This is a genomic window from Arthrobacter sp. alpha11c, from assembly GCF_054149985.1.
On the sequence record NZ_CP196747.1, the window covers coordinates 1629415 to 1654933 of the forward strand.

Genomic DNA, 25519 nt, shown 5'->3' on the forward strand with positions numbered 1-25519 from the left:
CCTCAACGCTGGTGTCCGCGGCTCAAGCGGTTGCTGAAGACCCCCGAACGTGGCCGCGGCGCGGGAATGCCGGTGTGCGGGACGGGTGTGGGATTTGCCGTGTTCACGGCACGAAGGGCGCGCGCAAAGACCTTGGCATCCTGGACCGCTTGGAGGCCGTCCGCTTCGGCACTGATGCGCAGGACGATGTCCTCCTGGGCGATGGTTCCGCTGTAGCCGTGGTCCGCTTCGCACTGCGGATCACCGCAGCTTGCCGGGCCCATATCCAGTCGCTGCCCACCGGACCAGGCAATGGACACCGTCATTTCCCGAACGGGATCCGACGGTTTGTAGTCCTGCGGCTGGGAATACATGTAGCTAAGGACCACGGAACGGATCTGTGCCACGGGTACGGACTCCGTGGAAATCTGGGCGACGATCTGTTCCCCGGCTTCATCCAGCTGCTGATCGTCAACGTGCGTGATCACCAGCATGTCTTCCGTGAGCACCAGCACTGTGATGTGACGGCGAACCTCGGCGCGATCGAAGTGCGTCTCAAGGTGCACCAGGTGTGACAAGCAATCGCGGCCATCCAAGGCGTCATCCACGACGTCGGCCACCAGCCGGGGGTAGAAACCAGCCTGTTGCAGCGCTTGGTCCAGGCTCTGTCCCTGCAAGCTGTGGTTATGGGCGCTGTGGTGCCCGGCATTGGACGGACGGGATTGAGGCGTCGGAGACTGGGTGCTCATTCCCCCATTTTCACAGATCCACTGGGGACTTCCTAACTGCCGGCTTCGCCACTGGGCCGGTCGCTGGCGTGCAGGGAGCGCTTAACCACGCATTGCCCTGCGAGCGCTGTCGGTGCGCCGGGCGGCGTTACCTATCCACACATCGGCACCCAGAATCGTTGCACCGGCCGGGCCGGCGAGCACAGGATTGAACTCCACCAGGGCAATTCCGGGGTGGTCATCCTTGAGTTTGGCCAGCCTGGCGGCGATGTCCTCAAGGGCAGGTACGTCCACGGCGGGCAGGCCCTGGTAGCCGAACAGTTTCCTGGAAGCCCGCGGTGAGCGGATGAGGTCGTGCAGGTCTGCCGCGGACAAAGGTGGGACCCGGTGTGCCCAATCGTCCAGCAGATTCACTGCGTCCCCTGCCAAGCCGAATGACACCACTGGACCCAGCAAGGGATCCTCCATGGCACGGAAGGTGCACGCCTGGCCTACCGGGGCCATTGCCTGAACTTCAAGCGACGGCGAACCGTAAGGTTCCAGTGCCCGCCTCATCTGGGCGATGTTCTGCAGCAAGGACTCTGCATCCTGGATGTCCAGCCGGACGCCGCCCAGGTCCAGGCGGTGCCTCAGAGCGGGATCAGTGGTCTTCAGAACCACTGGCCAGCCCACGCGTTCGGCTGCTTGAACAGCTTCCTCCGGTGTCCCGAAGCCGATTGTCGGCACCACGGCGATACCGTAGCCAGCGAGTAATTCTGCGGCAGCAACGGCGTCGAGCTTGCGGAGTTTCTCGCCCGTCACGCCGGTCAACATCGTGGCCAGGCTTTCCTGGGTCCCTTCGACGTCGCAGCCATCGGGGTCCACGAAGAGTCCTTGGTCGCGGTCCAGCCATTGGGCGTAGCGAACGATCGCGGCCAGGGCGCCTACTGCGGCGCCTGCATTGGAATAGCAGGGCAGTAACGGACCATCGGAGCTGCCTACCATTCCTTCCACGGGGATGGAGGGGTCCAGAATGCCGGTGAACACTGCCACCACCGGCTTGCCGGCTTCCGCCGCACACTCGGCCAGTACACCCGCCAGCGCTTCTACAGTAAGTCCGCGTGCAGGCAGGAGTGCGGCCACGACGGCGTTGACAGGTTCGTCCGCGAGGCTTGCCCGCAGGCTCTCCCGGAGCGCTGGGAGGGCGAGTGACATGCCTGCGTCGAGGTCGACGTCCGTTACCATCCGGTTCACATCAAGCCCAAGGGGTCCGGCACTGTCAGCGACGACTTTCGCCAAGGCGACGGAATTGGAGTAGACAGCCACACCGGGGCCGGCGGGCAATGCCTGGGAGGAGACGATCTGGGCAATGTCCATTAATTGCTCGATGGTTCCCACCCTGATGACGCCTGCCTGCCGCATCATTGCGTCCACTGCGGCGGCGGGTGCTTGCGTGGTCCGGACTTCATGTCCAGGCGGAAGGCGGAGGCCGGTGACATCGGATTTTGCGACGATCACCGGTTTGCTCCGGGACAACCTGCGGGCAAGCCGGGAGAACTTACGAGGATTCCCGATGGATTCGAGGTAGAGCCCTACAGCGGAAGTATCGGCGTCGTCCTCCCAGTACTGCATGGCGTCGTTGCCCGAGACGTCCGCGCGGTTCCCGGCGGAGAGGAAAGTGGACAGGCCCAACCGGCGCCGCCTGGCCGCCGCGTAGACGGCCACACCCACGGCCGCTGACTGGCTGAAGAGGCCCAGCCCCCCGCGGGGCGGCATGCTCGGAGCCATCGAGGCGTTGAGCGATACAGCTGGATGGGTGTTCAGTATCCCCAGGGACTCGGGCCCAATCACCCGCATGCCATTGGCCCGGGCGCGCCGCACCAACTCATGCTGGCGCGCAAGGCCCCTTTCGCCGTCGTCGGCAAATCCGGCGGTTGCCACCACGATGCCCTTGACGCCTGCTGCTGCGCAGTCGTCCACTACCTTGGGCACTTCCTCGTAGGGAACCGCGATAATCGCCAGCTGAACGGGCCCGGGGATCTCCGATAAGCGCGCAAAGGAGATCATGCCGGCGAGCTCGAAGGCCTCGGGGTTGACCGCATAGACCGGGCCCTTAAAGCCACCCTCAATGATGTGTTCCAGGAGTTGGTAGCCTACTGTCCCCCATTTGCGGCTGGCCCCAATGACAGCCACCGACGACGGCGCCAGCAGGTCGCGCACGCTGCGGGCCTCTGCGCGGTGTTCGCGGGACTCCATAACTGCCCGGGATTTCTCGGTGGGGTCGATATTGAATTCGACGCTCACCACGCCGTCGTCAAACCCGCGCTTGAGGTCGTAGCCGGCATCAGCGAACACCATGAGCATCTTGCGGTTTTCGGGCAGGACCTCGGCGATGAATCGACGAATACCTTTCTCGCGGGCGGCTGCGGCGAGATGCTCCAGGAGGATCGAGCCGATACCGCGGCCCTGATGGGCGTCCGAGATGTTGAAGGCCACCTCGGCTTCGTCGGGGTCCTCCAGCCGGTCGTAGCGGCCCACGCCCATGATTTCGCCACCGATCGTGATCACGAATGCCACCCGGTTCACATGGTCCACTTCAGTGAAGCGTCGCACTTCTTTTCCAGACAGTTTGGGCTTGAAGGAGAAAAACCGCATGTAGATGGAAGCCTGCGATTGACCGGCGTGGAAGGCCTGCAGGGCGTCTGCATCCTGGGGACGGATGGGACGGAGGTGGGCTGTCCCGCCGTCGCGCAGGACGACATCGGCCTCCCAATATTCCGGATAAATGCCGACGCCGGGCTGATCCACCATAGGCTTAGCCTAGCTAAAACATCCGCAGTACATCCTTAAGGATCCACCGACCCCATGGCCCGCAGCCAAACTCCCGCACGCAAAGGCGAGCCTCTCGGCGATTTCACCGAGAACATCGTCGACATCGACGTCACTTCCGAGATGGAGGGCTCCTTCCTGGAGTACGCCTACTCGGTGATCTATTCGCGAGCCCTTCCTGACGCACGTGATGGCCTGAAACCGGTTCAACGCCGCATTCTCTACATGATGGCGGACATGGGCTTGCGCCCGGACCGGGGCCACGTCAAGAGTGCGCGCGTCGTGGGCGAAGTCATGGGAAAACTCCACCCGCATGGCGATGCCGCGATCTATGACGCCATGGTCCGCATGGCCCAGGACTTTTCCCTGCGCCTGCCGTTGATCGATGGCCACGGCAACTTTGGATCGCTCGACGACGGTCCTGCCGCCCCGCGTTACACCGAGGCGCGCTTGGCAGCGGCTGCGCTGAGCATGACGGACCACCTCGACGAAGACGTCGTGGATTTCGTCCCCAACTACGACAACCAGTTGACCCAGCCTGAGGTCCTTCCGGCAGCGTTTCCCAACCTGTTGGTCAACGGCACCACGGGCATTGCCGTCGGTATGGCAACGAACATGGCTCCGCACAACCTCGTTGAGGTCATCGCGGCCGCACGTCATCTGATCGCGAACCCGGACGCGACGCTGGATGACATCATGAAGTTCGTCCCGGGTCCGGACCTTCCCACGGGTGGCCGCATCGTGGGCCTGGACGGCATCCGAGATGCCTACGCCACGGGCCGCGGTTCCTTCAAGACGCGCGCCAAGGTGGAAGTGGAGCAGCTGTCTGCCCGCCGGACCGGCCTGGTGGTGACGGAGCTGCCTTACATGGTTGGCCCGGAAAAGGTCATCGAAAAGATCAAGGACGCCGTCAACGCGAAGAAATTGACCGGCATCAGCGACGTAGTGGACCTCACGGACCGCAACCATGGCTTGCGCCTGGTCATCGAGCTGAAGAACGGCTTCAACCCCAACGCCGTGCTTCAGCAGCTGTACCGCTATTCGCCCATGGAAGATTCCTTCGGCATCAACAACGTCACGTTGGTTGACGGCCAGCCGCAGACACTTGGCCTGCTGGAGCTCCTGCAGGTTTACGTGGACCACCGTCTGAACGTGGTCCGGCGGCGGACGGCTTTCCGCTTGGGCAAGAAGAAGGACCGCCTGCATTTGGTAGAGGGCCTGCTGATCGCGATCGTCGATATCGACGAAGTCATCCAGATCATTCGTTCCTCTGATGAAGCTTCCGCAGCCCGTGAACGGCTGATGTCCATCTACGACCTCACCGAGATCCAGGCCAACTACATCCTGGAACTGCGCCTACGGCAGCTGACCAAGTACTCCCGCCTTGAATTGGAGAAGGAGCAGGACGAGCTTCGCCGCGAGATCGAAGCCCTGGAGGCCATCCTTGCCTCCGACGAGCTGCTCCGCGACCTCGTTTCCGGTGAGCTGGCCGAAATCGCCACGAAGTACGGTACTCCCCGACGCACCGTGCTCCTGGAGTCCGAGGCAGTCTCACCCACGGTCGCCGCGGCCCTTGCGGCTGCGGTACCTGGGCCCAAGGGCAAGGCCGCAGCCCTCCCCCTCGAAATCCCGGACGACCCCTGCTGGGCCCTCCTCAGCGTGTCCGGACAGATCGCACGGACAACGAACCAGGAACCGCTGGCCGAGGCTGGTCCCCGGGCGAAGCACGACGTCTTCCGTTCAGTAGTGAAGACCACGGCTCGTGGTGAGATTGGCGCCGTCACTTCCCTGGGCCGGATGTTGCGCCTACAGGTCATGGACATGCCCGCCCTACCCCCTGTCGGAGGCCTTCCAAACCTGGCTGGTGGAGTGCCGGCCAAGGATTTCATCACTCTTCTCAAGGGCGAGACGTTGGTTGCGTTCGTTCCGTTGGATGCCATCCTTGCCGTTGGAACTGTGCAGGGCGTAGTGAAGCGTGTTCAGCCGGAGTACCCGCTGAACCGTGAAGACTGGGAAATCATCTCGCTCAAGGACAAGGACACGGTTCTTGCCGTGGAGCCCGCGCAGGAGGACGACGTCGAACTCGTCTTCGTCACCAAGCAGGCCCAATTGCTGCGGTTCAGTGCGTCAAACGTGCGTCCGCAAGGCCGGACCGCTGGTGGCATGGCCGGCATCAAACTCGCTGACGGCGACGAAGTCATCCACTTTGGCACCGTGCGCGCGGACGATCCCGCCGCCGTCGTTGTCACTATTGCAGGAACCAATGGCGCGCTGCCGGGCACTGCGCCGGGGACCGCGAAGGTGACTGCTTTCGACGAATATCCATCGAAGGGACGCGCCACCGGCGGTGTCCGCGTACACCGCTTCCTCAAGGGCGAAGACACCCTGCTCCTTGCGTGGGCCGGACACGGACCAGCAAAGGCGTCATCGGCCGCCGGTGTGGCCAGGGCACTGCCCCACGAGCATGGCCGCAGGGACGGCTCAGGGGTGCCGCTGTCACAGCCAGTGGAGGCGATCGGTCCGAGCATGGCCTGGGACGAAACGGCTGCGGCAACCGAGTAGTAATCCCGCAAGGAAATACAGCAGGGCCGGCGGTTACAGACCGCCGGCCCTGCTGTTGCCTTGGCCCCTGTCAGGCCATTTCCGGCTGGGTCAGGCGTTCTGGTTGATGCTCAGAATGTTTCCCTCTGAGTCCAGGAACCAAGCTGCTGCGCTTCCGTCCGGCATCGTTGCAATGCCGTTTTCAGTCTTCAGGCCCGGGAAATCGTAGTCCTCGAACTTGACACCCTTCTCGCGGAGTTCCGTTACGGTGGCGGCGACGTCACTGACCATCCAGCCTATCTGGGTGTTCTTGGCGGTCCCTGCGTTGGATGTTTGGTAAATGAAGAAGCCGGTCCCGTCCCCGCACCTGTACTGGAGGTTGTCGTCGGCGTCTGGATTTTCTGGTTCGAGTCCGAGTTTCTCGCTGTAGTACGCGCGGGCCCGGGCGATATCCGATGCCGGAAGAACGGCACCCACTTGCTGATCCTTGAGCATGTTTTTCTCTTTCCGACTCTCTCCCCGGAGCGAACTTTACTCCTGGGGGGCAACGAAGTCAGGGGCAAACAGATGTTGGTTTTATCCCATGCCTGAGATTGCCGGCGGTGACCCTTTAGACTGGCGGCATGCCGATCATCCCTGACGAAAAAGACTGGACGTGGGTGCTGTCAAAGCCCTGCCCCGAATGCGGCTTTGACGCCTCCACAGTGACGCCGTCCACGGTCCCGGGGACTGTGCTGAATATGCTTCCAAGGTGGCGCGCCGTCCTGCGCCGCGAGGACGTCGCCGTACGCCCGAATGACCACACGTGGTCTGCCCTGGAATATGCCTGCCACGTTCGCGATGTCTTCAGTCTCTTCGACAAGAGGTTGAACCTGATGCTCAGCGATGACAACGCCGAATTTGCCAATTGGGACCAAGACCAAGCGGCCATCGACGGCGAATATGGACGTTCGGATCCCCGCACTGTCTCTGACGAGCTGATCGCGGAAGGGGAGCAGATCGCCGAATCCTTCGCACGTGTTGTGCAGGATGAATGGCAGCGCACAGGACGGCGAAGCAACGGTTCCGAGTTCACAGTGCTCACGTTCTCGCAGTACTTCCTGCACGATGTTGTCCATCACCTCCACGATGTGGACGGCTAACAGCGCCGGGCTATAGCATCTTCTCCCACGTCATGCTCCGGTTCACCGGGCTGTATCCCATGCCAAGGTAGAGTGCCAAGGCACCGGTGGGATTGGCAGAATCGACGTCCAGCGATGCAATGTCCATCCCGGCGGCGGTGAACCGGCGCAGGGCGTCTGCCAGCAGTGCTTGTGCTATTCCCCGGCCACGGAAGGCACGCCGGACACCAAGCAGTTCGGTATAGCCCTCCTTGAAACCCCGGTCAACCGCTGAAGCCGGATCGTAGCTGGCCAGCTGGTACCCAGCTACCTCGCGTGTGGAAGCGTCAATCACCACGGCGCTCCAATCAGGCCGTGCAGTGGGTTCCTCAACGGTGAACCGCCAGGTTTCTTCGTCGCGTGGCTCGCTTCCCCAGTGGTCCCTGAAGGCATCGTTGTGGGCCAGGCGAACAGCCTCGTGCAGGGATGGGTCAAACGTGCATAGTTCCAATCCGGGCTCAAGCCGTGCTCCTGGAGCAGGCTTGGAAGCAGGCCCTGACAACGGCCTATGCATTTCATTGAACCAGCGCACAATGTCATAGCCCCTGGCCCGGAGCACCGCCGCCTGGTGCGGGTGCTGTTCTTCCGTTTGAATGCGGAGGCGGGGCGGCGCAGTACTGTGCCCTGCAGCCTTGTCAGCGTGAAACCTTCTCCGGGTCTGTGCTTCCTGCCATGCGAGAACAGCCGAACCGACGCCGCGGCGTTGCCAGTCCGGGTCTACGCAGCCCATGCCTGTGGCCTTGTCCCCTTCGGGGTTTTTCGTGATTCTCCCGTACGCGCGGGCAACGCCATCCGCATCGAATCCCAGAATCGTGTTAGTCCTGGGATCATTCTTGGTGGACTCCAGGACGTGGACAAGATCGCCACGCTTTTCGAACCAGACAGGATGCTCGACGGCGGCAGTCCGGGCGATCAGTTCCGCCCAGTTGTCCAGGTCTGCAGTTGTTGCAGGCCGCCACTGCAGGCCCGTTTGGCTGGCATCGGGCTGAATCAGGGGTGGAACCTCAGAAGGCATGCCAACAGGCTACTGGGGAGTAGGCACTCTCACCAGCTCGGCCGCGCTGGGGAGCTCGAGCCTGGCATCGGCTGGATCGATGTCCTCCGGATTGTGCGTCACCAACACCACTGTGACGTTCCGCAAACCCCGGCGAAGGGTGGCCATCATTTCGCGTGCCGCCGCAGCGTCAAGGTGCGCCGTAGGCTCATCCAGCAACAGCACGCGTGCGCCGGTCAGGAGTGTCCTGGCCATGGCCAGGCGCTGCCGCTCACCACCACTGAGGAAAGCCCCGCCTGATCCAATGCGCGTGTCGAGCCCCTCCGGCAAAGTGTCCACCAACACGTCAAGCCCCACGTCCTGCAAGGCCTCGTGCATTTCCTGTTCGTTGGGCTTGTTCCCCGCGGGCCTCGCCAGAAGAAGATTCCCCCGGATGGTGGAGTCGAAGAGATGGGCTTCCTGCGGGCACCACGCCGCGGTCCCCGTGAGCAGTGCCCTGCCTTCCTTCACAGGAAGGAAGCCAAGGAGGACGGAAAGCAGCGTCGATTTGCCCGCACCCGACGGGCCGGTGACTGCCAGCCATCGGCCCGGCCTTGCCTCAGCGGTAACTCCTGAGAACACAGTGGGGCCACCTGGCCATGCAGCGGCAATTCCGTTCAACTCCAGCCCCGCCTTGCCATCGCGGTCGGGCAAAGGGTGCGTACCGGCGTCGTGTTCTGCGTTGTCCGCATCGACGGGGGCGGACAGCGACCCGGTAGCTGCCACGCGGCCCAGGATGTCTGCGAGCGCCGGGCCTTGGCGGACGGCGGAAACGGTTGCCGCAAAAGGCTCCACGAGGGCCAGCTGCATGAGTACGATCACGGCAACCAGGGCAGGCGCGGCGGAACCATCCTGCACGGATTCAGCGCCCAGGAGTGCCGCCCACAGGGCGGCGAGCGAGCAGGCGAGGACGGTGACGGCTTGGCCGAGGCCTTCGGCCCAGGCAGAACGTTGCGCCGAAACAGTAGCGGCACGATCCTTGTCCCTGAGTGCGGTCAGGATGCGGCCGGCCACGCCGTTGGCGGTTAGTTCAGCGCGGGCATCCAGGGCGGCCGCGACACCTCGGAGCACCACCGAGCGCAGCTGTTGTTCTGCCTTGGCGGCGTTCCGGTCTGCAAGTATGGCAAGGAGCGGCGCAACAATGAGTCCCACTACGGTGGCAGAGGCAACGGCGGGCACAGCAACGGGCAACACCACGGCAGTTGCGACGATGGCCGCACCGCCCACGCCCACGGCAGTCAACGGAGGGAGGGCGACCCTCGGGAGAAGGTCCCTGAGTGTGTCAACGTCGTCCACGATGGAGCCCAGGACGTTGCCGCCCTGCAATAGCCGGCGGAGTGAGAGTGCACGGCGGCTCAGGCTGGCCCAGAGCGTCCCGCGGAGGCGTGTCATCGCAGCAAAGACGGCGTCGTGCGTCAGAAGTCGCTCGCAGTAGCGAAGGACAGCCCTGCCGATGCCGAAGAAACGCACACCAACGATCGCTCCCAGGAGGTACAGAATGGGTGGCTGTTCGCTGGCCCGGATGATGAGCCACCCGGACAGGCCGGACAGGGCGACTGCGAAAAGTGCGGCGAGGACTCCTACCAAGGCCGCCGCGGCGAATTTGGCCTGAACCGGCCGGAGGACCAGCGCGAGCCGTTGCACGTTGGGAAGCCATCCCTGGTTGAAGGCTGTGTGAAGGGCCCCGTTCTGTGCTTTCAGGCTGCCTGCGTTCGCCCCGGCAGTGACAGTCAGGGAGGACTGATACGCGTGGGGTGAAACGACTGGGGCGGTAGCAGCAGCACTTCGTTCCGGCACGCCGGTGTGCCGCTTCGCTGCGGTTAAGTGCTCGATCTGGACTACGTGGTCGGCGAGCGCCCTCGTGCTGGAGTCGTGAGCTACGAGGATCACGGTGGCAGAGTCCCGAAGGGACGTGATGGCAGAGCGGACAACGCTGGCTGAGTAGTGGTCCAAGTGTGCAGTCGGCTCGTCCAGGAGCAGCACGGCAGCACCGGACTCGAGGCGGGCCAGACCGCGGGCAAGTGCCACGCGGCGCAACTCCCCCGGGCTGAGTTCGGCAGGGTGCTTGGCAGCGAGGTGGTCAGCAGAGACCTTCCTCAGGATGCTTTTCACAGCCTGTGCGGTATCTACTGTGTGCTGCCCGCCAAGGTACAGCTCGATTTCCTCCTGCACGGTGTCGGCCACCATCACGGGGTGTTGCGGTACCCAGGCCACGGTGCCCGTTGCCACGCCAGTTACCGTGCCGGTCACGGATGCGCCGGGGCCCGGCCCGATAAGGCCTGCCAGGACGCCCAGGACTGTGCTTTTTCCGGCGCCGCTGTCTCCGTCCAGAGCGGTAACCGCCCCTGCCGGTGCCGTAAAGTCCAAATGTTCGACGGCGGGTGCGGACCGTCCGGTATAGGTGACCGTGAGGCCTGTGACCACGATGTCAGCCAGCCCGGCGGGGGATGTCTGGTTGTCGGTAAGTTGCTGGTGTGTGGGTGCCTTCAACACGGTGTTGGCAGTTTCCAAGGCCGCCCTGCCGTCATCGCTGGCATGGTGGGCGGTACCGAGCTCACGCAGGGGCAAGTAGCAGTCAGGAGCAAGGATCAGCGCCAAAAGCCCGGCTTCCAGGGCCATGTCCCCGGCAACCAGGCGCACGCCGATGAAAACCGCCACGACAGCTACTGAGATGGTTGCGATGAGTTCCAGGGCAAGAGCCGAGAGGAACGCCGTCCGCAGCGTGGCCATGGTTCGGCTGCGATACTGCTCGGAGATGTCTTCAAGTGCTGCGCGTTGCTCGCTGGCCCGTCCCAAACCCACCAGCACAGGCAGGCCTTTGGCAAGTTCAAGGATGTGCCCGGACAATCTGCGCAGCGTGGTTTGGGCGTCCCTGACGCTGTCTTCCGTGTGGCGGCCTATCAGGATCATGAACAGCGGCACCAAGGGAACAGTCAAGACAATGACCACGACGCTCACCCAGTCGGCAAACAGAATCCGGGCGCCGATGAGCAGCGGAACGGTGGCGCAGTTCACCAGGGCGGGCAGGTATTGGGTGTAGTAGTCATCCAGTGCGTCCAGGCCCCGCGTGGCGAGGATCGCCAGCCCGCCGTCGTTGGTGCCCTCAACGGCAGGTGTTCCGCCCTCCGCCAGCGAGCGCTTGAGAAGCTGCGACCGCAGTTCCTCTTTGACCCCCAGCGCGGCACGGCGCGACGCAACGCCCTGGCCCCAGACGGTCAGGGACCGTAGCACCGCTCCGACTGCCCCCCATACCAGCCCGTTGGTCCATTCGGAGGGACTTCCGGCCAGACCGGCCAGTGCACCGGCCACCGCCTGCGCCATGAGTACCAGCGAAAGTGCCTTGAGGGCTGAGAGCAGTCCTATTCCGTAGAGCGCAGATCGGGTGGCCGGGCCGGAGGGGAACACGGGCTTCATGTGGCGGCTAGGCTCCCGGGTTGGAAGGGTTGGTGTTTTCCTTGGCAACCAACACCTTGGCGGCGATGGCCGGAAGGAAACCGTGGGCTTCGGGAATGTGTGCTGCGCTGACACGGCGCCGGAACACCCAGTATGTCCAGGCCTGGTAGGCAATAACCAAGGGAAGCCCCACCGCAGCCACGATGCTCATCAGGCCCAGCGTGTAGTCCGAGGAGGAAGCATTGGAAATAGTCAGGCTGAACGCGGGATCCATGGTTGAGGGGATGACCACCGGGAATGCGGCGCCGAAGATCGATGCCGTGGCGCACACCACGAAAGCTCCGATCGCGGCGAACGCCCGGCCCTCGGACCCGTTGCGGGCCCACTGCCAGGCCAAAACCACGGACACGACTCCAGCCACCACAATGACCCAGGTCCAGGCCTTGCCGCTCAGGAACTGCACCGCAACCATCCAGGCGAGCATGGGCAGGACGGCAACCGGCACCAGCCGCACAAACCAGCGGCGGGCACGCAGCCGCACCCCGCCGTCGGTCTTCAATGCCAGGAAGGCCAGGGCGTGAACCAAGGCGAAGGCGACAACACCGAAGCCGCCCAGGAGTGCGTAGCCGCTGAACCAGGCGAACGGTCCACCGCTGCGGTCCCCGTTGGCATCCAGCGGCAACCCCGTGGTGGTAAGCGCCAGGGCTGCTCCGATGCCAAAGGCGGCCACAAAGGATCCAATGGCGATTGCCCAGTCCCAGGTGGTGCGCCAGCGTTCAGTGTCCACCTTGCCCCGGTATTCGAAGGCGACCGCCCGGAAGATCAACGCCACCAGGACGCACAGAAGCGGAAGGTAGAGCGCCGAGAACAAGGAGGCGTACCAGAGGGGGAAAGCTGCGAACGTGGCTCCGGCTGCAGTGAGAAGCCAAACCTCGTTGCCGTCCCAGACAGGGCCGATGGTATTGAGCAGTACGCGCCTGTCCGTGTTGTTCCGCGCAAACAGCTTCATGAGCATGCCTACCCCGAGATCAAAGCCCTCAAGGAAGAGATAGCCGGTCCACAGTACTGCGATGGCCACGAACCAGATGGTTGGCAACAATTCCATGGTCTATTCCTCTGTTTCTAGTACGCGAACGCCAGGACGTCGTCGGCTTTGTCGGGGCCGGGTGCGCCGTCGTCGTTATTGTCACTTGCTTCATCCTTGACGCGATGCTCGCCCTTGGCGTGGGCGAGTTCGGGCATGGCTGAGGCGACGCCGCCACGGACGTACTTGACCAGGAGCTTGACTTCCACCACCAGCAGGACGGCGTAGATCGCAGTCAGGACAACCAGGGAGGTCATGAGCTCGCCGGCACTGACACCGGGTGAAACGGCAGCGGCGGTGAACATGAAGACCTGGTCAATACCGTTCATGTCAGGATTTGGGGCTACGACGAAGGGCTGCCGGCCCATTTCCGTGAAGATCCAGCCTGCGGCGTTGGCCCCGAACGGTGCCAGGATTCCGAAGACGGCAAGGCGCATGAGCCACTTTGACCCCGGGACGACGCCCTTGCGGGTAACCCACAGGGCCACCAGCGCTGCCAGTGCGGCGACGCCCCCGAAGCCGATCATCATCCGGAAGCCCCAGTAGGTGACTTCCATGACGGGCACGTACTGGATTTCCTGGCCGGCCCGGTCGCCATACAGCGGATTGTCCGGCAAGTGCGTGCCGTACTTCTCCTTGTACTCCCCAAGCAGGCTGTTCACACCCTTCACTTCGGTGGTGAAGTCGCCCTTGGCGAGGAAGGAAAGGATCCCGGGCACTTCGATGACAGCCACGATGTCGTCACAGTTCTTGGCACCCAGGTTGCCGACGCTCAGTACGGAAAAACCGGTGCCGTCGTGGCATGCTGCCTCCGCGGCGGCCATTTTCATGGGCTGCTGCTCGAACATGAGCTTGCCTTGCAGGTCTCCTGTGAGGGCGGTGCCGGCGAAGGAGATCATCGCCACCACGGCGCCGATCCGGAGGGAACGCATCCATACGGTGTAGTCACCCTTGTCGCGGCCCGGGATGTCAGCTTCTCCGACAACCAGCCGGCCGTCCGCGCCAACCACGTCAATGCCGTCATGGCGGCGGCGCCACAAGTGGTACCAGGCGATGCCGAGCAGGAAGGCACCGGCAACACCAAGGGCACCGAAGAGAGTGTGCGGTACGGCAACGAGTGCAGTGTTGTTGGTAAACACCGCCCAGGCATCCGTCATGACAGGCCGGCCATCCACCATCTCAACGCCCACAGGGTGCTGCATCCATGAATTGGCCACGATGATGAAGTAGGCGGAGAAGACGGAACCGATCACGGCGATCCAAAGGCATGCCAGGTGGACACCGCGTTTGAGTTGCTTCCAGCCAAAGATCCAGAGTCCAAGGAAGGTGGACTCTACGAAAAACGCGAGAAGGGCTTCGAGGGCAAGCGGTGCGCCAAAGACATCACCAACGAACCGGCTGTATTCGCTCCAGGCCATGCCGAACTGGAATTCCTGGACGATGCCGGTTGCCACACCCATGATGAAGTTGATGAGGAAGAGCTTGCCCCAGAACTTGGTCATCCGAAGATACTCGGGCTTTCCTGTGCGGTACCACAGCGTCTGAATGACGGCCACCACCAGGCCAAGGCCGATAGTAAGGGGCACCATCATGAAGTGGTAGACGGTGGTGATCCCGAATTGCCAGCGTGCGATTTCCAAGGCGTCCATGGCTGTCCTTTGTCCGGCGGCCCGAAGTGCGGTGTACTTACTTCTACGTTGTGTAGAAAACTAATTCTTCTACACAGTGTAGAACAAATAGCCGAACCACATGCCCATTCTTCAAGTGGCGTTACACACCCGCAAGGGTGAATCGACGTCCGCGGCGCGCCGATAGTTCTACCTCACGTAGAATGAAGGGCTGAAAAGCGGTAGATTTGTTGTGGAATGTTGGATCATCGCTCCCGGGTTGCGGCTTTTGCCACCGGGACGCGGAAGGTAGGGAAGTATTGATGGCGAGTCTTGGGGAACTGGAACGGGCAGTGATGGACCTGCTCTGGGCGGGCCAAGAGGCTGCAACTGCCAACACTCTGCGTGACCTTCTCGCGCAGGACTCCGAAGCCGGGGACGGCACAGCAGGACACCAGGGCAAGGACCTGGCAGTGACCACAGTCCTGACCGTGCTCTCCAGACTGGAGAAGAAGGGCCTGGTGGAACGCGAACGCGGGACCCGGCCACACCGCTACCAGGCCGTTTCGAGCCGTGCGGACCACACCGCGGAACTCATGCACGAAGTCCTTGGCTCGGCTCCCGACCGCGAAGCGGTCCTTGCCCGCTTCATTGGCTCTGTCTCCGAAAGTGAAGCCGCTACCCTGCGCAAACTGCTCGGCTACAATTAGCCAGTATGTTCTGGACCTCATACTTCCTGGCGGTCCTGGCATTGATACTGGCGTGGCCGGTACCCGTTTTGCTTTCGCGCGCGCAGTGGCCTGCCCGCTCCCCCTTCACCGCAATGGTCCTCTGGCAGGCAATTGCCCTCGCAGGTGGCCTGTCCATGATCGGCGCAATGCTGGTCTACGGACTGGAACCGATCGGCGAGAACCTCCTCGCGGGGCTCAGGAGCCTGGCCGGCATGGTTTTCAACAATGAGCCAACCACGGCGCTGGGCTTCTGGCACCTCTTCGCCCTGTCTGCGGCCGCACTCCTAACGGCGCACCTGGTCTTCACTCTGCTCTTGACCTACTACAAGATTGAACGGCAACGCAGGCGACACCGCGAATTACTGACTCTTCTGGCATCACCCTCGGACGACGGCCCGGGCACCGTAGTGATCAACCACGACTCCCCTGTGGCTTACTGCTTACCCGGCGGCGCGCGCTCGGTGACAGTCTTGTCCGACGGCCTCATGGCTGCCTTGGAACCTGCGGAGTTGCGGGCTGTGCTCATCCATGAAAACGCCCACCTTTCCCAGCGTCACGATCTCCTGCTCTGGGCGTTCGCAGCATGGCGGCAGGCACTCCCCTGGTTCCCCACCACACGACTTGCCCAGACAGCCGTGAACTCCCTGATCGAAATGCTGGCGGATGACGTCGCCCTCAGGACCGAAAGCAAAGGCACCTTGATCAAGGCCATCGCCATTGTCTCCAGCGGGTCCTCAACGCCAGGGCGTGGCGGCCAGGCACTCAGCCCGCAGGCACTCGGCGGCGGGGGCGCCGTCGTCGAGGGTGGCAGCATCAGCGCCACCGGCGGGGCAGATTCACCCCGCACGACGGCGTCACGCGTCAGCCGCCTTCTCTCGCCACAGCCTCCACTCGCCACGGCTCTTCGCGCCCTGGTGCTGGCCACCTCAGCCTTGCTCCTCGCTGTCCCCACGGGGCTCCTTATCGTCCCGGGATTGCTTGGTTAAGGACAAAGGTCCGCGCTGGCGGTGTTGTTTCACGGCGGTGTTGTTACATTGAGGGGCGTGAACGTCGATAAGTCACGCTTGAGTGCAGACATCTCCCCCAGCCACCGATGGCCCCTCTATGCGGCCGGCTTCACCACCGCTTTTGGCGCCCATGCCGTAGCCGCCGGACTTGGCGCCGAGAGCGCGGACATCGGTTTGAGCCTGCTTGGCCTGGGCGTCCTGTTGGCCCTGTACGACATCGCGGAAGTTTTCCTCAAACCGGTCTTTGGGGCCGTCAGCGACCACATCGGGCCCAAACCCGTGATCATCGGAGGGCTCCTGGCCTTCTCCGCCGCGTCCCTGATCGGACTGTGGGCTGATGAACCCCTCATGCTGGCCGCAGCGCGTCTTGGCCAAGGCATGGCTGCTTCGGCGTTTTCACCGGCATCTTCTGCCAGCGTTGCCAGGCTGGCGGGCAAGCACACGGGACGCTACTTTGGCCGTTACGGCTCATGGAAGGGCCTTGGATACGCGATCGGTCCTCTATTGGGCGCTGTCGCGATCATCGCAGGCGGGTTCAGTCTGCTCTTCCTCATCCTCTCCTTATTGGGCTTGGCAGTAGCCGCGTGGGCGGCCATCTCGGTGCCGCGCCTGGTGCCCCTGCCCCGACCCAGATACACCATCATTGACGTCTGGAAGCAAAGTACCGAGCGATCATTCCTTGGACCTACCGTGGTGCTGGCGGCCTCGACTGGCGCCTTGGGGGCAGCAGTAGGCTTCCTCCCGGCGCTGGCGGCAAGGGAAGGGCTCGGCACCGCCGGCAGTGTCGCCGTCGTCACGGTATTGGCCTTGGCGTCATCCCTGGTCCAGCCAAGGATCGGACGATTGCGTGACCGGGGAGTCCTCGCAGACCGACCAGGCATGGTGGCCGGTCTGCTCGCCATAGCCCTCGGCGTACTCATCGCGGGCCTTCTACCCGGAGCAGTAGCCATGGACGGTGCAATTTCCATGTATCGCGCCGTGCCGATCTACTGTGCTGCCATTTTTATCGGCCTGGGAATTGGCGTTGCCACCCCACTGGCCTTCGCGCACTTGGCCGACGCGACTCCCGCTGAACGCCTCGGCCGCACCATGGGTTCGGCCGAACTTGGCCGGGAGCTTGGCGACGCCGGCGGCCCCTTGTTGGTGGGCGGGGTTGCCGTAGCCGCGGGTCTCCCTTGGGGCCTGGGGACGCTGGCTCTGGCCGTAGGAGCAGCGGCCTTTGCGGCACCAGCTTCGGCGGCTTCGGGCTCCGTTACGAAACCAAGCCGGAAACCGCGGGTCTGAACCTAGGCGTCGATGCGTTCCCGGTCCAGGGTCGCTGCCCCTGCGATGATGAATTCCTTACGGGGCGCGACGTCAGAACCCATGAGGAGATCGAAAACCTCTTCCGCACGCTGGGCGCTGTCAATGCCCACCTTCCGAAGGGTCCGGTGGCGCGGGTCCATGGTGGTCTCGGCGAGCTGTTGTGCGTCCATTTCGCCCAGGCCCTTGTAACGCTGGATGGGCTCCTTATAGCGCTTGCCCTCCTTGGCCAGGTTGGCCAGGAGAACATGCAATTCTGCCTCGGAGTACGTATAGATCATCTCGTTGGCCTTCTGTCCCGGATTGATGACCTCCACGCGGTGCAGGGGCGGAACTGCGGCGAACACCCGGCCCGCCTCGACCATGGGCCGCATGTAGCGGAAGAAGAGCGTCAGCAGCAGCGTGCGGATGTGCGCGCCGTCGACGTCGGCATCTGTCATCAGGATGACCTTGCCGTACCGCGCTGCATCGAGGTCGAAACTCCGGCCTGAGCCTGCGCCGACAACCTGGATGAGTGCAGCACATTCTGCGTTGGAGAGCATGTCCCCTACCGACGCCTTCTGGACATTGAGGATCTTGCCTCGAATAGGAAGCAGGGCCTGGAAATCCGAAGACCGGGCAAGCTTGGCGGTACCGAGCGCGGAGTCACCCTCAACGATGAAGAGTTCGGATCGCGCCACGTCATCCGTGCGGCAGTCGGCAAGCTTTGTGGGCATCGAGGAGGTTTCCAGTGCGTTCTTTCGGCGCTGGGTCTCCTTGTGCACCCTGGCCGAAATGCGCGACTTCATCTCCGCAACGATTTTTTCCAGCAACAGCGCCGACTGTGCTTTGTCATTGCGGTTGGCAGAGGACAACCTGCTCGAAATTTCCTGCTCCACCACCTTGGCGACGATGGCGCGAACAGCGGACGTGCCAAGGATTTCCTTGGTCTGGCCTTCGAACTGTGGCTCGGCCAAGCGGACGGTGAGCACAGCGGTGAGGCCGGCCAGGACGTCGTCCTTCTCGATTTTGTCGTTGCCCGCCTTGAGCTTCCTGGCGTTCGTTTCCACGGCCTTACGGAAGGTCTTCAGCAGGGCTGCCTCGAAGCCCGACTGGTGCGTGCCACCCTTGGGGGTCGCGATGATGTTGACGAAGCTGCGCATCGTGGTCTCGTAACCGATCCCCCAACGCAAGGCAATATCGACTTCGCAGTCGCGTTCAACTTCGGCGATCTTGCTGTGCCCGTTTTCGTCAAGGACAGGGACCGTTTCCTTGAACTTCCCCGAACCGTGGAGACGCCACACGTCAGTCACTCCGGAGTCGGCCGCGAGGAACTCCACAAATTCCGAAATGCCGCCGTCGTGGTGGAAGACTTCCTCGTGCACACCGTTCTCACCAGGAGTGCCCGCAAGCTTGCGCTCGTCGCGGACCGTGATCTTCAATCCGGGGACCAGGAACGACGTCTGGCGTGCACGCGAGGCGAGGTCATCGTAAGAGAACTTGGCATCGGGAGTGAAGATCTGGCGGTCGGCCCAGTACCGCACCCTGGTACCGGTGACGCCGCGTTTGGCCTTGCCAACCACGTCCAGCACAGAGTCTTCAACGAAAGGCTCGAAGGTCGCGTTCGGGCTGGGCTTGGCGCCGGCATCAATGAAACGTCCCGGCTCACCACGGCGGAAAGACATCTGGTAGGTCTTGCTGCCACGATCGACCTGAACATCCAGCCGGCTGGACAAAGCGTTGACCACGGAGGCGCCCACGCCATGGAGGCCACCGGAGGCCGTGTAAGAACCGCCGCCGAACTTGCCGCCTGCATGCAGCTTCGTAAAGACAACCTCGACGCCGGAAAGTCCCGTCTTCGGTTCGACGTCTACGGGGATGCCCCTGCCGTCGTCATGGATTTCGACCGAATTGTCAGCATGCAGGATGACCTTGATGTCATGTCCGAAGCCGGCCAAGGCCTCATCAACGGCGTTGTCGATGATCTCCCACAGGCAGTGCATAAGGCCACGGGAGTCCGTGGAACCGATGTACATGCCCGGGCGCTTGCGAACGGCTTCCAGGCCCTCCAGGACAGATAGATGCCGGGCGTTGTATTCAGAACTCGGTGCCACTCGCGGTGTGCTCCTTCGGGGTATATCTCAAGGCAAACACTGCCCATCTTAGGCTAGTCGCGGTCCCCCATCGGCACCGGTTGCCACTCCCGGAAACCGGCATTCTACTTCGTTACGTTACGCACATGTGATACGCGGACAGCGAAAGTGATCCATCCTTGCCATGGTTCTGCTCCGAATACTGGTTATATGGATGTACAGAACTACTAAGGAGGCCGACATGACAACAGCAGTTGCAGACCGCACACTGAACGCAGCTGACCGATGCGATCGTTGCGGGGCTCAAGCATATGTCCGCGTTGTACTCGAGTCCTCCGGCGGTGAGCTGCTGTTTTGCGGCCACCACGCACGCGCAGTTGAGGCCACGCTTCGGCCCCTGACCTCCGACTGGCACGATGAGACCGAGCGCCTCAACGAGAAGGCACCGGTTCCGGTCGACTAGACAGGAGTGGCGGTAAGGCTGGACACTCTCCTGCCACATCACTTCGAGCAAGAACAGGGCTCCTCCCATCCGGGAGGGGCCCTGTTTAGTTTGAAGCCAGGATCGCTTTTTGTTGAATCGGGAATCGCAAACAAAGCCAGGATGCCCCACACAGTAACGGCCCGATCGGATACTCCGACCGGGCCGTTACGGTTTGACTGTGGACTCTTTAGTCCAGATAGTCCTTCTTTAGTCCAGGTAATCCCGCAGGACCTGCGAGCGGGACGGGTGCCGCAGCTTGGACATGGTCTTGGATTCGATCTGGCGGATGCGCTCACGCGTAACGCCGTAGACCTTGCCGATTTCGTCTAAAGTCTTAGGCTGGCCATCGGTCAAGCCAAAGCGCATTGCTACGACTCCGGCCTCGCGCTCGGACAGTGTGTCCAGAACCGAGTGCAGCTGCTCCTGGAGGAGCGTAAAGCTCACGGCATCAGCCGGAACAACAGCTTCAGAATCCTCGATGAGGTCACCGAACTCGGAGTCGCCATCTTCACCCAGCGGCGTGTGGAGCGAAATCGGTTCACGGCCGTACTTCTGGACCTCCACGACCTTCTCAGGCGTCATGTCCAGTTCCAGCGCCAATTCTTCCGGCGTGGGTTCACGGCCCAGGTCCTGAAGCATCTGCCGCTGGACACGGGCGAGCTTGTTGATGACTTCCACCATGTGCACCGGGATGCGGATGGTGCGAGCCTGGTCAGCCATGGCGCGCGTAATGGCCTGGCGGATCCACCACGTTGCATACGTGGAGAATTTGAAGCCCTTGGTGTAGTCGAACTTCTCCACGGCGCGGATGAGGCCCAGGTTGCCTTCCTGGATGAGGTCCAGGAAGAGCATGCCACGGCCGGTGTAGCGCTTGGCCAAGGAAACAACGAGGCGAAGGTTGGCTTCGAGCAGGTGGTTCTTGGCCCGCTTGCCATCGTGGATAACGAATTCAAGTTCACGCTTGAGCTTCGGGTCCATGGAACCGTCGTCGGCGTTGATCTTTTCTTCGGCAAACAGGCCGGCTTCGATGCGAAGCGCCAGATCGACTTCCTGTTCAGCGTTCAGCAAGGCGACCTTACCGATTTGCTTCAGGTAGTCCTTGACGGGGTCAGCCGTGGCACCGGCCGACATGACCTGCTGGACAGGGGCGTCGTCGTCATCGGCGTCCGAGTAGACGAATCCGGATCCGGAGGGCGCTGCCTTGTCTTTGCCGGTTGCGGCGCCGTCCTCGACATCGTCGTCTCCGACTTCAACTTCCTCAGCTGCTGCGGGATCGAAATCTTCGTCCTCGACAGCCACTTCTTCGGTGTCGGCCTCGGAGTCCGAAGACTTGTTCGCGGCTTCGGCCGCGGCCTTGGCGCCGGGCTTGGGTCCACGCTTCTTTGGTGCCGGCTTGTCAGAGGTGTCCTCTGAGGCCTTGGTGGCAACACGTGTCGCCGCACGCTTTGCCGAAGTGGCCGCCTTGTTTTCCTCAGCGGACAGTTCGGCCTGGGCGGCGGGTTCCTTCTCGACGGAAGACGGGGTCACAGAAAACCTTTCTAGCGGCGGTCTGTGGAATCACCATGCGGGCAACACCACTATGACCCTGTCAAGTCCGCGATCAATTTCAAATGCGATCGCCGTCTGCAGAGTCACTATGTACAACTGCCAACGACACCGTAATGTTCCCGGATTCCGGGCTCATTGCGGGCATTCAAACGCGGACCCAACCGGGTCTCGGCATCCATTGTCTCACGGTTTTATGAATCCCACGCTTGATGAAGCGTAAAGGCTACTAATGGCTACCGAAGGGATCCTTTGTAGGTTCCCCATGCGGACTCGGGACGACTTGCCCAGGCGCAGATGCTTCCCTGCCCCAGAATCTCGTCCAGCAATTCGGCGAGCCTGTAGCCGGGGCTGGCCGAATTGGCGCGCATAAGGCAGGCGTGTGCAGAGGACCCACTCCCCTTGCACCAGGCAATCCAGCCTTGCAAGGTCAATGCAGCAGCAGCAACTTCCCCCATTTCTCCTTGGACGCACAGGTGCGACAGGACGCGCTGCAAGGCATCAAGCTGGCCCCAGTCAGGAATAGCTGGTTCCACGCCTAGAAGGATGTCTGCGTAAGCAAAGATGCTGAGCATCCCATTCGCTTCAAAGGCCGTCCCAGCCCCTTGGTGGGTGTCAGCTGGCGGGAGTGCCAGCTCTCCGGCGTCGAAGGGAAGTGCGCCAGAGTCGTCGTCGGCACTGCATAATCCGAACGCTGCTGCCCCTGCCTTCGCGGAGCCGGTTCCAGCTGCTGCCATGATCATGACAGCGTCCCGCCATGCAGGAACACCGAGGGTCGACCTGAGGAAACCCGCGAGTTGCGGGGTCAGCACATCCACCGTTTCACTGTCGGGACGGATCCGGGCGTCGTCCAGCACCTTCCGCCACACCTCCAGCACGGCATCAAAGCACCTCCCACTGCGCCATGACGTTCGCATCCGCTTTGCAAAATCTGATTCGGCCTCTGACACGGCGGGATCGAGGGCACCAGGACATTCCGGAACGGGTGGATTTTGCTTGCTCCTTGGAGAAGCTCCGATGGTGCTGCCTCGATAGACCATCTCTGCGCTGAGCCGGCTGTTCCGGATTCGTTCTATCGGCAGGCCCGGTGCCGGGCAGCACTCCTGGTCGGCGCAGAACGCGCCGCGCCAATACTCAGGACCAACCAACCACCCATCCCGGACAGGCAAATCAGCGTGGCCAAGTGTTTCTTGAAGTTCAGCCAGCAGTGGGAGTGTCCTGGTGATAACCATGCCGTCGTCCCAACCGTCGTCGGTGTAAAGGGCAAGCACCACGCCGTCGGCAAGGGTGTCCGCCGCCAAGTAATGACGTACATGCTCCGCAAAATCAGCAAGCACACGGCGCGAAGCCCGGGCAGGCAGGTCGACGCGGAGAGCGGCTCCAAGCAATTTCCCCTGCATCGTGATGGCCACAAGGCTGTCCTCGGGCCAATAGCCCAACAAATGCGGGATGTAGCCCAGGATGTCTTCTGGTTGATGAATGCTCAGCGTCTCTTTGGTGGTCATGCTTCAAGCTTGGGCAACACCAATGGTTGAAAACAGGGACCATCACGCTTATGTGGATAAAGGTGGCCACATATGGGTAAACCACCGAAACTGCCCCTTACAGGAGGATGGTGCCTGCAGTTATCCCTTGTTGCCTTCATCGGACTGTGCACGTGCCGCACGCCGGCGCTCGATCCTTTCGCGGCGCTGCCGGGCCAAGGTTGCAGCCAACGGAGGCACGTGGACGCCCTGCTCGGCCATCTGCAACCTCACCTTCCGCCGGGTGAGCATAATAAGGACCGTCCCGATGCCCAGCAGGACAAACTGGACGCTGAGGGCTACACGGAACGGATCAAGGCCGTACAAATCCCCGCCTGAGAATCCGATCGCATTCAGGACGTCCAGGACCAGGCCAATGAGGTAGATCGCCACCAAGGCAGCGATGAACCCGCCCACGTTGACGATCCCTGTTGCGGTACCAATACGGTGGGAAGGATTGAACGTCCGCGCGAAGTCGAAGCCAATCATGGAACCCGGGCCGCCAACTGCCAACACCACCACCAGGATCACGAGGAGCCACAGTGGCGCGCGGTCCGGAAGGATCAGCACCGCTGCCCAAGCCAGCGCAGTGGACGCAGTGATCAGCAGGACCATGGCCGAGCGGCGCATGGGGTGTTTGGAGACGAACCGTCCAAATCCAGGCCCCGAGACGATGGCGGTTGCCACGAACAAGGCCATCAAAGCTGAAACCGTCCCCGCATCAAGTCCCTGGGCAGAGAGGAGGAACGGATAACCCCACGTCATCGCAAAGAGGTTGCCACTGAACTGGACGGTGAAATGGCTCCACAAGCCAAGTCGGGTGCCTGGCTGCTTCCAAGCACGTGACAGGGAGACTCCGGTAGCCCGAAGGCCCTGCCCCGTTTCCCGAGGCGGATGCCCGGGAGGCTGGTCCCGCAACAGCACGAGGACCAGGACGACAGCCAGCACGGACATCGCCGCGAGTGACATGAACGCGGGCGTCCAGCCGGCAGAGTGAAGAAGCAAGGCGAAAGGCACCACGCTGAAGAGCTGGCCCAACTGCCCGCACATCCCGGTCAGCTGCGTAACAACGGGGACCCTGGCCGGGCTGAACCACAAGGGAACGAGCCGGATGACGGAGATGAATGTCATGGCGTCACCGGCTCCCACCAGGACGCGCCCCAAAACCCCTCCAGGGATGCTATCGGCGAAGGCGAGCTGTAACTGCCCCAGTCCCATCAGGATGGCACCGCCGGCAATCATGACCCGCGATCCGAACCTGTCCACCAGGACGCCTACCGGAATTTGTAAGCCGGCGTAGACAAGCAACTGCAATACGGTAAAAAAGGAGATGGCCGAAGCACTGGCATGGAAGCGTTCTGTTGCTTCCAAACCCGCGACACCAAAGGAGGTTCGCTGTGCTACGGCCACCAGGTAGGCAAAGACGCCGATCGTCCAGATGAGCCAGGCGCGGGGAGCAGTCACTCCTCAATTATGCCCGTCTAGGGTTCAAAGCTGATTTATTGAGGCGAGTCTTTACGCGCCAGGTACGCCTCCACAGCCGCTCCGATGTCCTCGGCGTTGGGCAGTTCGTCGTTCTCATCGGCGAGCAACGAACGCCGGACGATTCCCTCGGATTTCTCGTCGTACCGGGCCTCCAGGTTGGCGACTACAGCCTGCACTTCCTCCGAGGCTTCAATCTGTTCGGCAATCTGGCGGCCTACTTCCCGGCCGGCTTCCCGGAGCCGGTCAGTGGGAAGCATCAGGGATGTGGCCGCTCCGAGGTACTCCAGCCCTGCCACGGCCGCTGGAGGATATTCGGCCTCGGCCAGATAGTGGGGCACATGAATGACGTAGCCAGCAACATGGCGTTCGGCCTCGGTGAGCCGGAGTTCAAGGATGTGGCCAATGGCGGCGGGAACTTCCACCGTTGGCTTCCAACTCGAGATGCCTTCGATGAGTTCGGGCCGGTTGCCGTGAACGGTCACTCCCACTGGCCGCGTATGCGGTACGGGCATGGGAATGGAGTGAATCCAGGTCACCAGGTTGACGTCGAGCTTCTCCACGATTCCCACGACTGCACGGGAGAATCGCTCCCACTGCAAGTCGGGTTCGAAGCCGGCGAGCAGCAGGAACGGCTGGCCCAGGCCGTCCGTGAGCTTGTAGAGCGCCAGCTTGGGTGCCTGATAGTCCTGCAAATGGTCTTCGACGAAGCTGATGTGGGGACGCCGCGAGCGGTAGTCGATGAGCTGGTCGGCGTCGAACATGGCTACGACCTCAGCGTCGAGTTGGTCCAGGAGTTCCGCGTTGATCTGCCTGACCACATGACCGGCATCGGCAAAACCCGTGAAACCCATGACCATATTCAGCCCCCGCAGTTCCGGGCTGTGGAAAATCTCGATGTTGCTCGCATAGAGCGCCTCGGGGTCCAGGAGGGAGCCGGATATCCGTTCAAACACGGCGTGTTCCTTTCGCAGTGGCAAAGTTCGGTGTCCCCATGCACCACTGCTTATGGCGTCGCTGACTCCATGAATGTGGTGTGG

At 62.5% G+C, this 25519-nt stretch carries 18 protein-coding genes; 6 read left to right on the forward strand and 12 right to left on the reverse strand.

Annotated features, from left to right (window positions below; all coding sequences use genetic code 11):
• Positions 1 to 2: 2 nt before the first annotated feature.
• Positions 3 to 728 carry a DUF5998 family protein gene (locus ACTAQJ_RS07490; RefSeq protein ID WP_224089611.1) on the reverse strand — a complete coding sequence of 242 codons (726 nt, stop codon included), beginning with the start codon at positions 726 to 728 and terminating at the stop codon, positions 3 to 5.
• Between the two features lie 81 nt (positions 729 to 809).
• Positions 810 to 3497 carry a bifunctional acetate--CoA ligase family protein/GNAT family N-acetyltransferase gene (locus ACTAQJ_RS07495; RefSeq protein ID WP_498701587.1) on the reverse strand — a complete coding sequence of 896 codons (2688 nt, stop codon included), beginning with the start codon at positions 3495 to 3497 and terminating at the stop codon, positions 810 to 812.
• A gap of 54 nt (positions 3498 to 3551) precedes the next feature.
• On the opposite strand from ACTAQJ_RS07495, the gene ACTAQJ_RS07500 reads away from it, so the two are divergent.
• Complete coding sequence (locus ACTAQJ_RS07500; protein WP_498701588.1) at positions 3552 to 6077, forward strand: DNA gyrase/topoisomerase IV subunit A; 2526 nt, start codon at positions 3552 to 3554, stop codon at positions 6075 to 6077.
• A 90-nt stretch (positions 6078 to 6167) separates the two neighbouring features.
• Here the strand turns inward: ACTAQJ_RS07500 and ACTAQJ_RS07505 are convergent, their stop codons facing one another.
• Positions 6168 to 6551: a VOC family protein gene (locus ACTAQJ_RS07505; RefSeq protein ID WP_431119718.1), complete on the reverse strand. Its 384-nt coding sequence runs from the start codon at positions 6549 to 6551 to the stop codon at positions 6168 to 6170.
• 128 nt (positions 6552 to 6679) lie between these two features.
• Between ACTAQJ_RS07505 and ACTAQJ_RS07510 the strand changes: the two genes are divergently transcribed.
• A complete protein-coding gene (locus ACTAQJ_RS07510) occupies positions 6680 to 7198 on the forward strand; it encodes a DinB family protein (RefSeq protein ID WP_498701589.1) in 519 nt (172 codons plus the stop codon).
• A gap of 10 nt (positions 7199 to 7208) precedes the next feature.
• Here ACTAQJ_RS07510 and ACTAQJ_RS07515 read toward each other — a convergent pair whose 3' ends face one another.
• Genes ACTAQJ_RS07515 through ACTAQJ_RS07530 form a run of 4 tightly spaced genes read right to left on the reverse strand, consistent with a single transcriptional unit; the run spans position 7209 to position 14375 of the window.
• Positions 7209 to 8231 (reverse strand): GNAT family N-acetyltransferase, encoded by a 1023-nt coding sequence (locus tag ACTAQJ_RS07515; RefSeq protein ID WP_431119715.1) that lies wholly within the window; start codon positions 8229 to 8231, stop codon positions 7209 to 7211.
• A 9-nt stretch (positions 8232 to 8240) separates the two neighbouring features.
• On the reverse strand, positions 8241 to 11663 hold the full coding sequence (gene cydD / locus ACTAQJ_RS07520; RefSeq protein WP_498701590.1) for a thiol reductant ABC exporter subunit CydD: 3423 nt from the start codon (positions 11661 to 11663) through the stop codon (positions 8241 to 8243).
• A gap of 7 nt (positions 11664 to 11670) precedes the next feature.
• Positions 11671 to 12747, reverse strand: coding sequence for a cytochrome d ubiquinol oxidase subunit II (gene cydB / locus ACTAQJ_RS07525; protein WP_431119713.1), 1077 nt, complete (start codon positions 12745 to 12747; stop codon positions 11671 to 11673).
• Positions 12748 to 12764: 17 nt separating this feature from the next.
• Positions 12765 to 14375 carry a cytochrome ubiquinol oxidase subunit I gene (locus tag ACTAQJ_RS07530; RefSeq protein ID WP_431119711.1) on the reverse strand — a complete coding sequence of 537 codons (1611 nt, stop codon included), beginning with the start codon at positions 14373 to 14375 and terminating at the stop codon, positions 12765 to 12767.
• 281 nt (positions 14376 to 14656) lie between these two features.
• Here ACTAQJ_RS07530 and ACTAQJ_RS07535 point away from each other — a divergent pair, with 281 nt between their 5' ends.
• Genes ACTAQJ_RS07535 through ACTAQJ_RS07545 form a run of 3 tightly spaced genes read left to right on the forward strand, consistent with a single transcriptional unit; the run spans position 14657 to position 17355 of the window.
• Positions 14657 to 15043: a BlaI/MecI/CopY family transcriptional regulator gene (locus tag ACTAQJ_RS07535; protein WP_189016115.1), complete on the forward strand. Its 387-nt coding sequence runs from the start codon at positions 14657 to 14659 to the stop codon at positions 15041 to 15043.
• 5 nt (positions 15044 to 15048) lie between these two features.
• Positions 15049 to 16050: a M56 family metallopeptidase gene (locus ACTAQJ_RS07540; RefSeq protein ID WP_498701591.1), complete on the forward strand. Its 1002-nt coding sequence runs from the start codon at positions 15049 to 15051 to the stop codon at positions 16048 to 16050.
• Positions 16051 to 16107: 57 nt separating this feature from the next.
• Entirely contained in the window at positions 16108 to 17355 is a 1248-nt protein-coding gene (locus ACTAQJ_RS07545) for an MFS transporter (RefSeq protein WP_498701592.1), read from the forward strand.
• A gap of 2 nt (positions 17356 to 17357) precedes the next feature.
• Here the strand turns inward: ACTAQJ_RS07545 and ACTAQJ_RS07550 are convergent, their stop codons facing one another.
• Complete coding sequence (locus ACTAQJ_RS07550; protein ID WP_498701593.1) at positions 17358 to 19466, reverse strand: DNA gyrase/topoisomerase IV subunit B; 2109 nt, start codon at positions 19464 to 19466, stop codon at positions 17358 to 17360.
• A 220-nt stretch (positions 19467 to 19686) separates the two neighbouring features.
• Between ACTAQJ_RS07550 and ACTAQJ_RS07555 the strand changes: the two genes are divergently transcribed.
• Positions 19687 to 19908, forward strand: coding sequence for a DUF7455 domain-containing protein (locus ACTAQJ_RS07555; RefSeq protein ID WP_021473125.1), 222 nt, complete (start codon positions 19687 to 19689; stop codon positions 19906 to 19908).
• Positions 19909 to 20136: 228 nt separating this feature from the next.
• Here the strand turns inward: ACTAQJ_RS07555 and ACTAQJ_RS07560 are convergent, their stop codons facing one another.
• The 4 genes from ACTAQJ_RS07560 to ACTAQJ_RS07575 all read right to left on the reverse strand — a co-directional run bounded on the left by ACTAQJ_RS07560 (position 20137) and on the right by ACTAQJ_RS07575 (position 25435).
• The gene (locus tag ACTAQJ_RS07560; RefSeq protein WP_431119705.1) at positions 20137 to 21456 is read right to left on the reverse strand and encodes an RNA polymerase sigma factor; all 1320 of its coding nucleotides are present in this window, start codon (positions 21454 to 21456) and stop codon (positions 20137 to 20139) included.
• A 254-nt stretch (positions 21457 to 21710) separates the two neighbouring features.
• Entirely contained in the window at positions 21711 to 22979 is a 1269-nt protein-coding gene (locus ACTAQJ_RS07565; protein ID WP_498701594.1) for a DUF4192 domain-containing protein, read from the reverse strand.
• 120 nt (positions 22980 to 23099) lie between these two features.
• Complete coding sequence (locus ACTAQJ_RS07570) at positions 23100 to 24461, reverse strand: MFS transporter (RefSeq protein WP_498701595.1); 1362 nt, start codon at positions 24459 to 24461, stop codon at positions 23100 to 23102.
• A 35-nt stretch (positions 24462 to 24496) separates the two neighbouring features.
• Positions 24497 to 25435, reverse strand: coding sequence for a proteasome assembly chaperone family protein (locus tag ACTAQJ_RS07575; RefSeq protein WP_216923036.1), 939 nt, complete (start codon positions 25433 to 25435; stop codon positions 24497 to 24499).
• Between the last annotated feature and the right edge of the window lie 84 nt (positions 25436 to 25519).

Bases quoted from the DNA above. Each gene is read 5' to 3' on its own strand.
- ACTAQJ_RS07535 (WP_189016115.1), top strand. From the start codon at position 14,657: ATGGCGAGTCTTGGGGAACTGGAACGGGCAGTGATGGACCTGCTCTGG.
- ACTAQJ_RS07540 (WP_498701591.1), top strand. From the start codon at position 15,049: ATGTTCTGGACCTCATACTTCCTGGCGGTCCTGGCATTGATACTGGCG.
- ACTAQJ_RS07555 (WP_021473125.1), top strand. From the start codon at position 19,687: ATGACAACAGCAGTTGCAGACCGCACACTGAACGCAGCTGACCGATGC.
- ACTAQJ_RS07565 (WP_498701594.1), bottom strand. From the start codon at position 22,979: ATGACCACCAAAGAGACGCTGAGCATTCATCAACCAGAAGACATCCTG.
- ACTAQJ_RS07500 (WP_498701588.1), top strand. From the start codon at position 3,552: ATGGCCCGCAGCCAAACTCCCGCACGCAAAGGCGAGCCTCTCGGCGAT.
- ACTAQJ_RS07490 (WP_224089611.1), bottom strand. From the start codon at position 728: ATGAGCACCCAGTCTCCGACGCCTCAATCCCGTCCGTCCAATGCCGGG.
- ACTAQJ_RS07530 (WP_431119711.1), bottom strand. From the start codon at position 14,375: ATGGACGCCTTGGAAATCGCACGCTGGCAATTCGGGATCACCACCGTC.
- ACTAQJ_RS07505 (WP_431119718.1), bottom strand. From the start codon at position 6,551: ATGCTCAAGGATCAGCAAGTGGGTGCCGTTCTTCCGGCATCGGATATC.
- cydB (WP_431119713.1), bottom strand. From the start codon at position 12,747: ATGGAATTGTTGCCAACCATCTGGTTCGTGGCCATCGCAGTACTGTGG.
- ACTAQJ_RS07495 (WP_498701587.1), bottom strand. From the start codon at position 3,497: ATGGTGGATCAGCCCGGCGTCGGCATTTATCCGGAATATTGGGAGGCC.
- ACTAQJ_RS07510 (WP_498701589.1), top strand. From the start codon at position 6,680: ATGCCGATCATCCCTGACGAAAAAGACTGGACGTGGGTGCTGTCAAAG.
- ACTAQJ_RS07515 (WP_431119715.1), bottom strand. From the start codon at position 8,231: ATGCCTTCTGAGGTTCCACCCCTGATTCAGCCCGATGCCAGCCAAACG.
- cydD (WP_498701590.1), bottom strand. From the start codon at position 11,663: ATGAAGCCCGTGTTCCCCTCCGGCCCGGCCACCCGATCTGCGCTCTAC.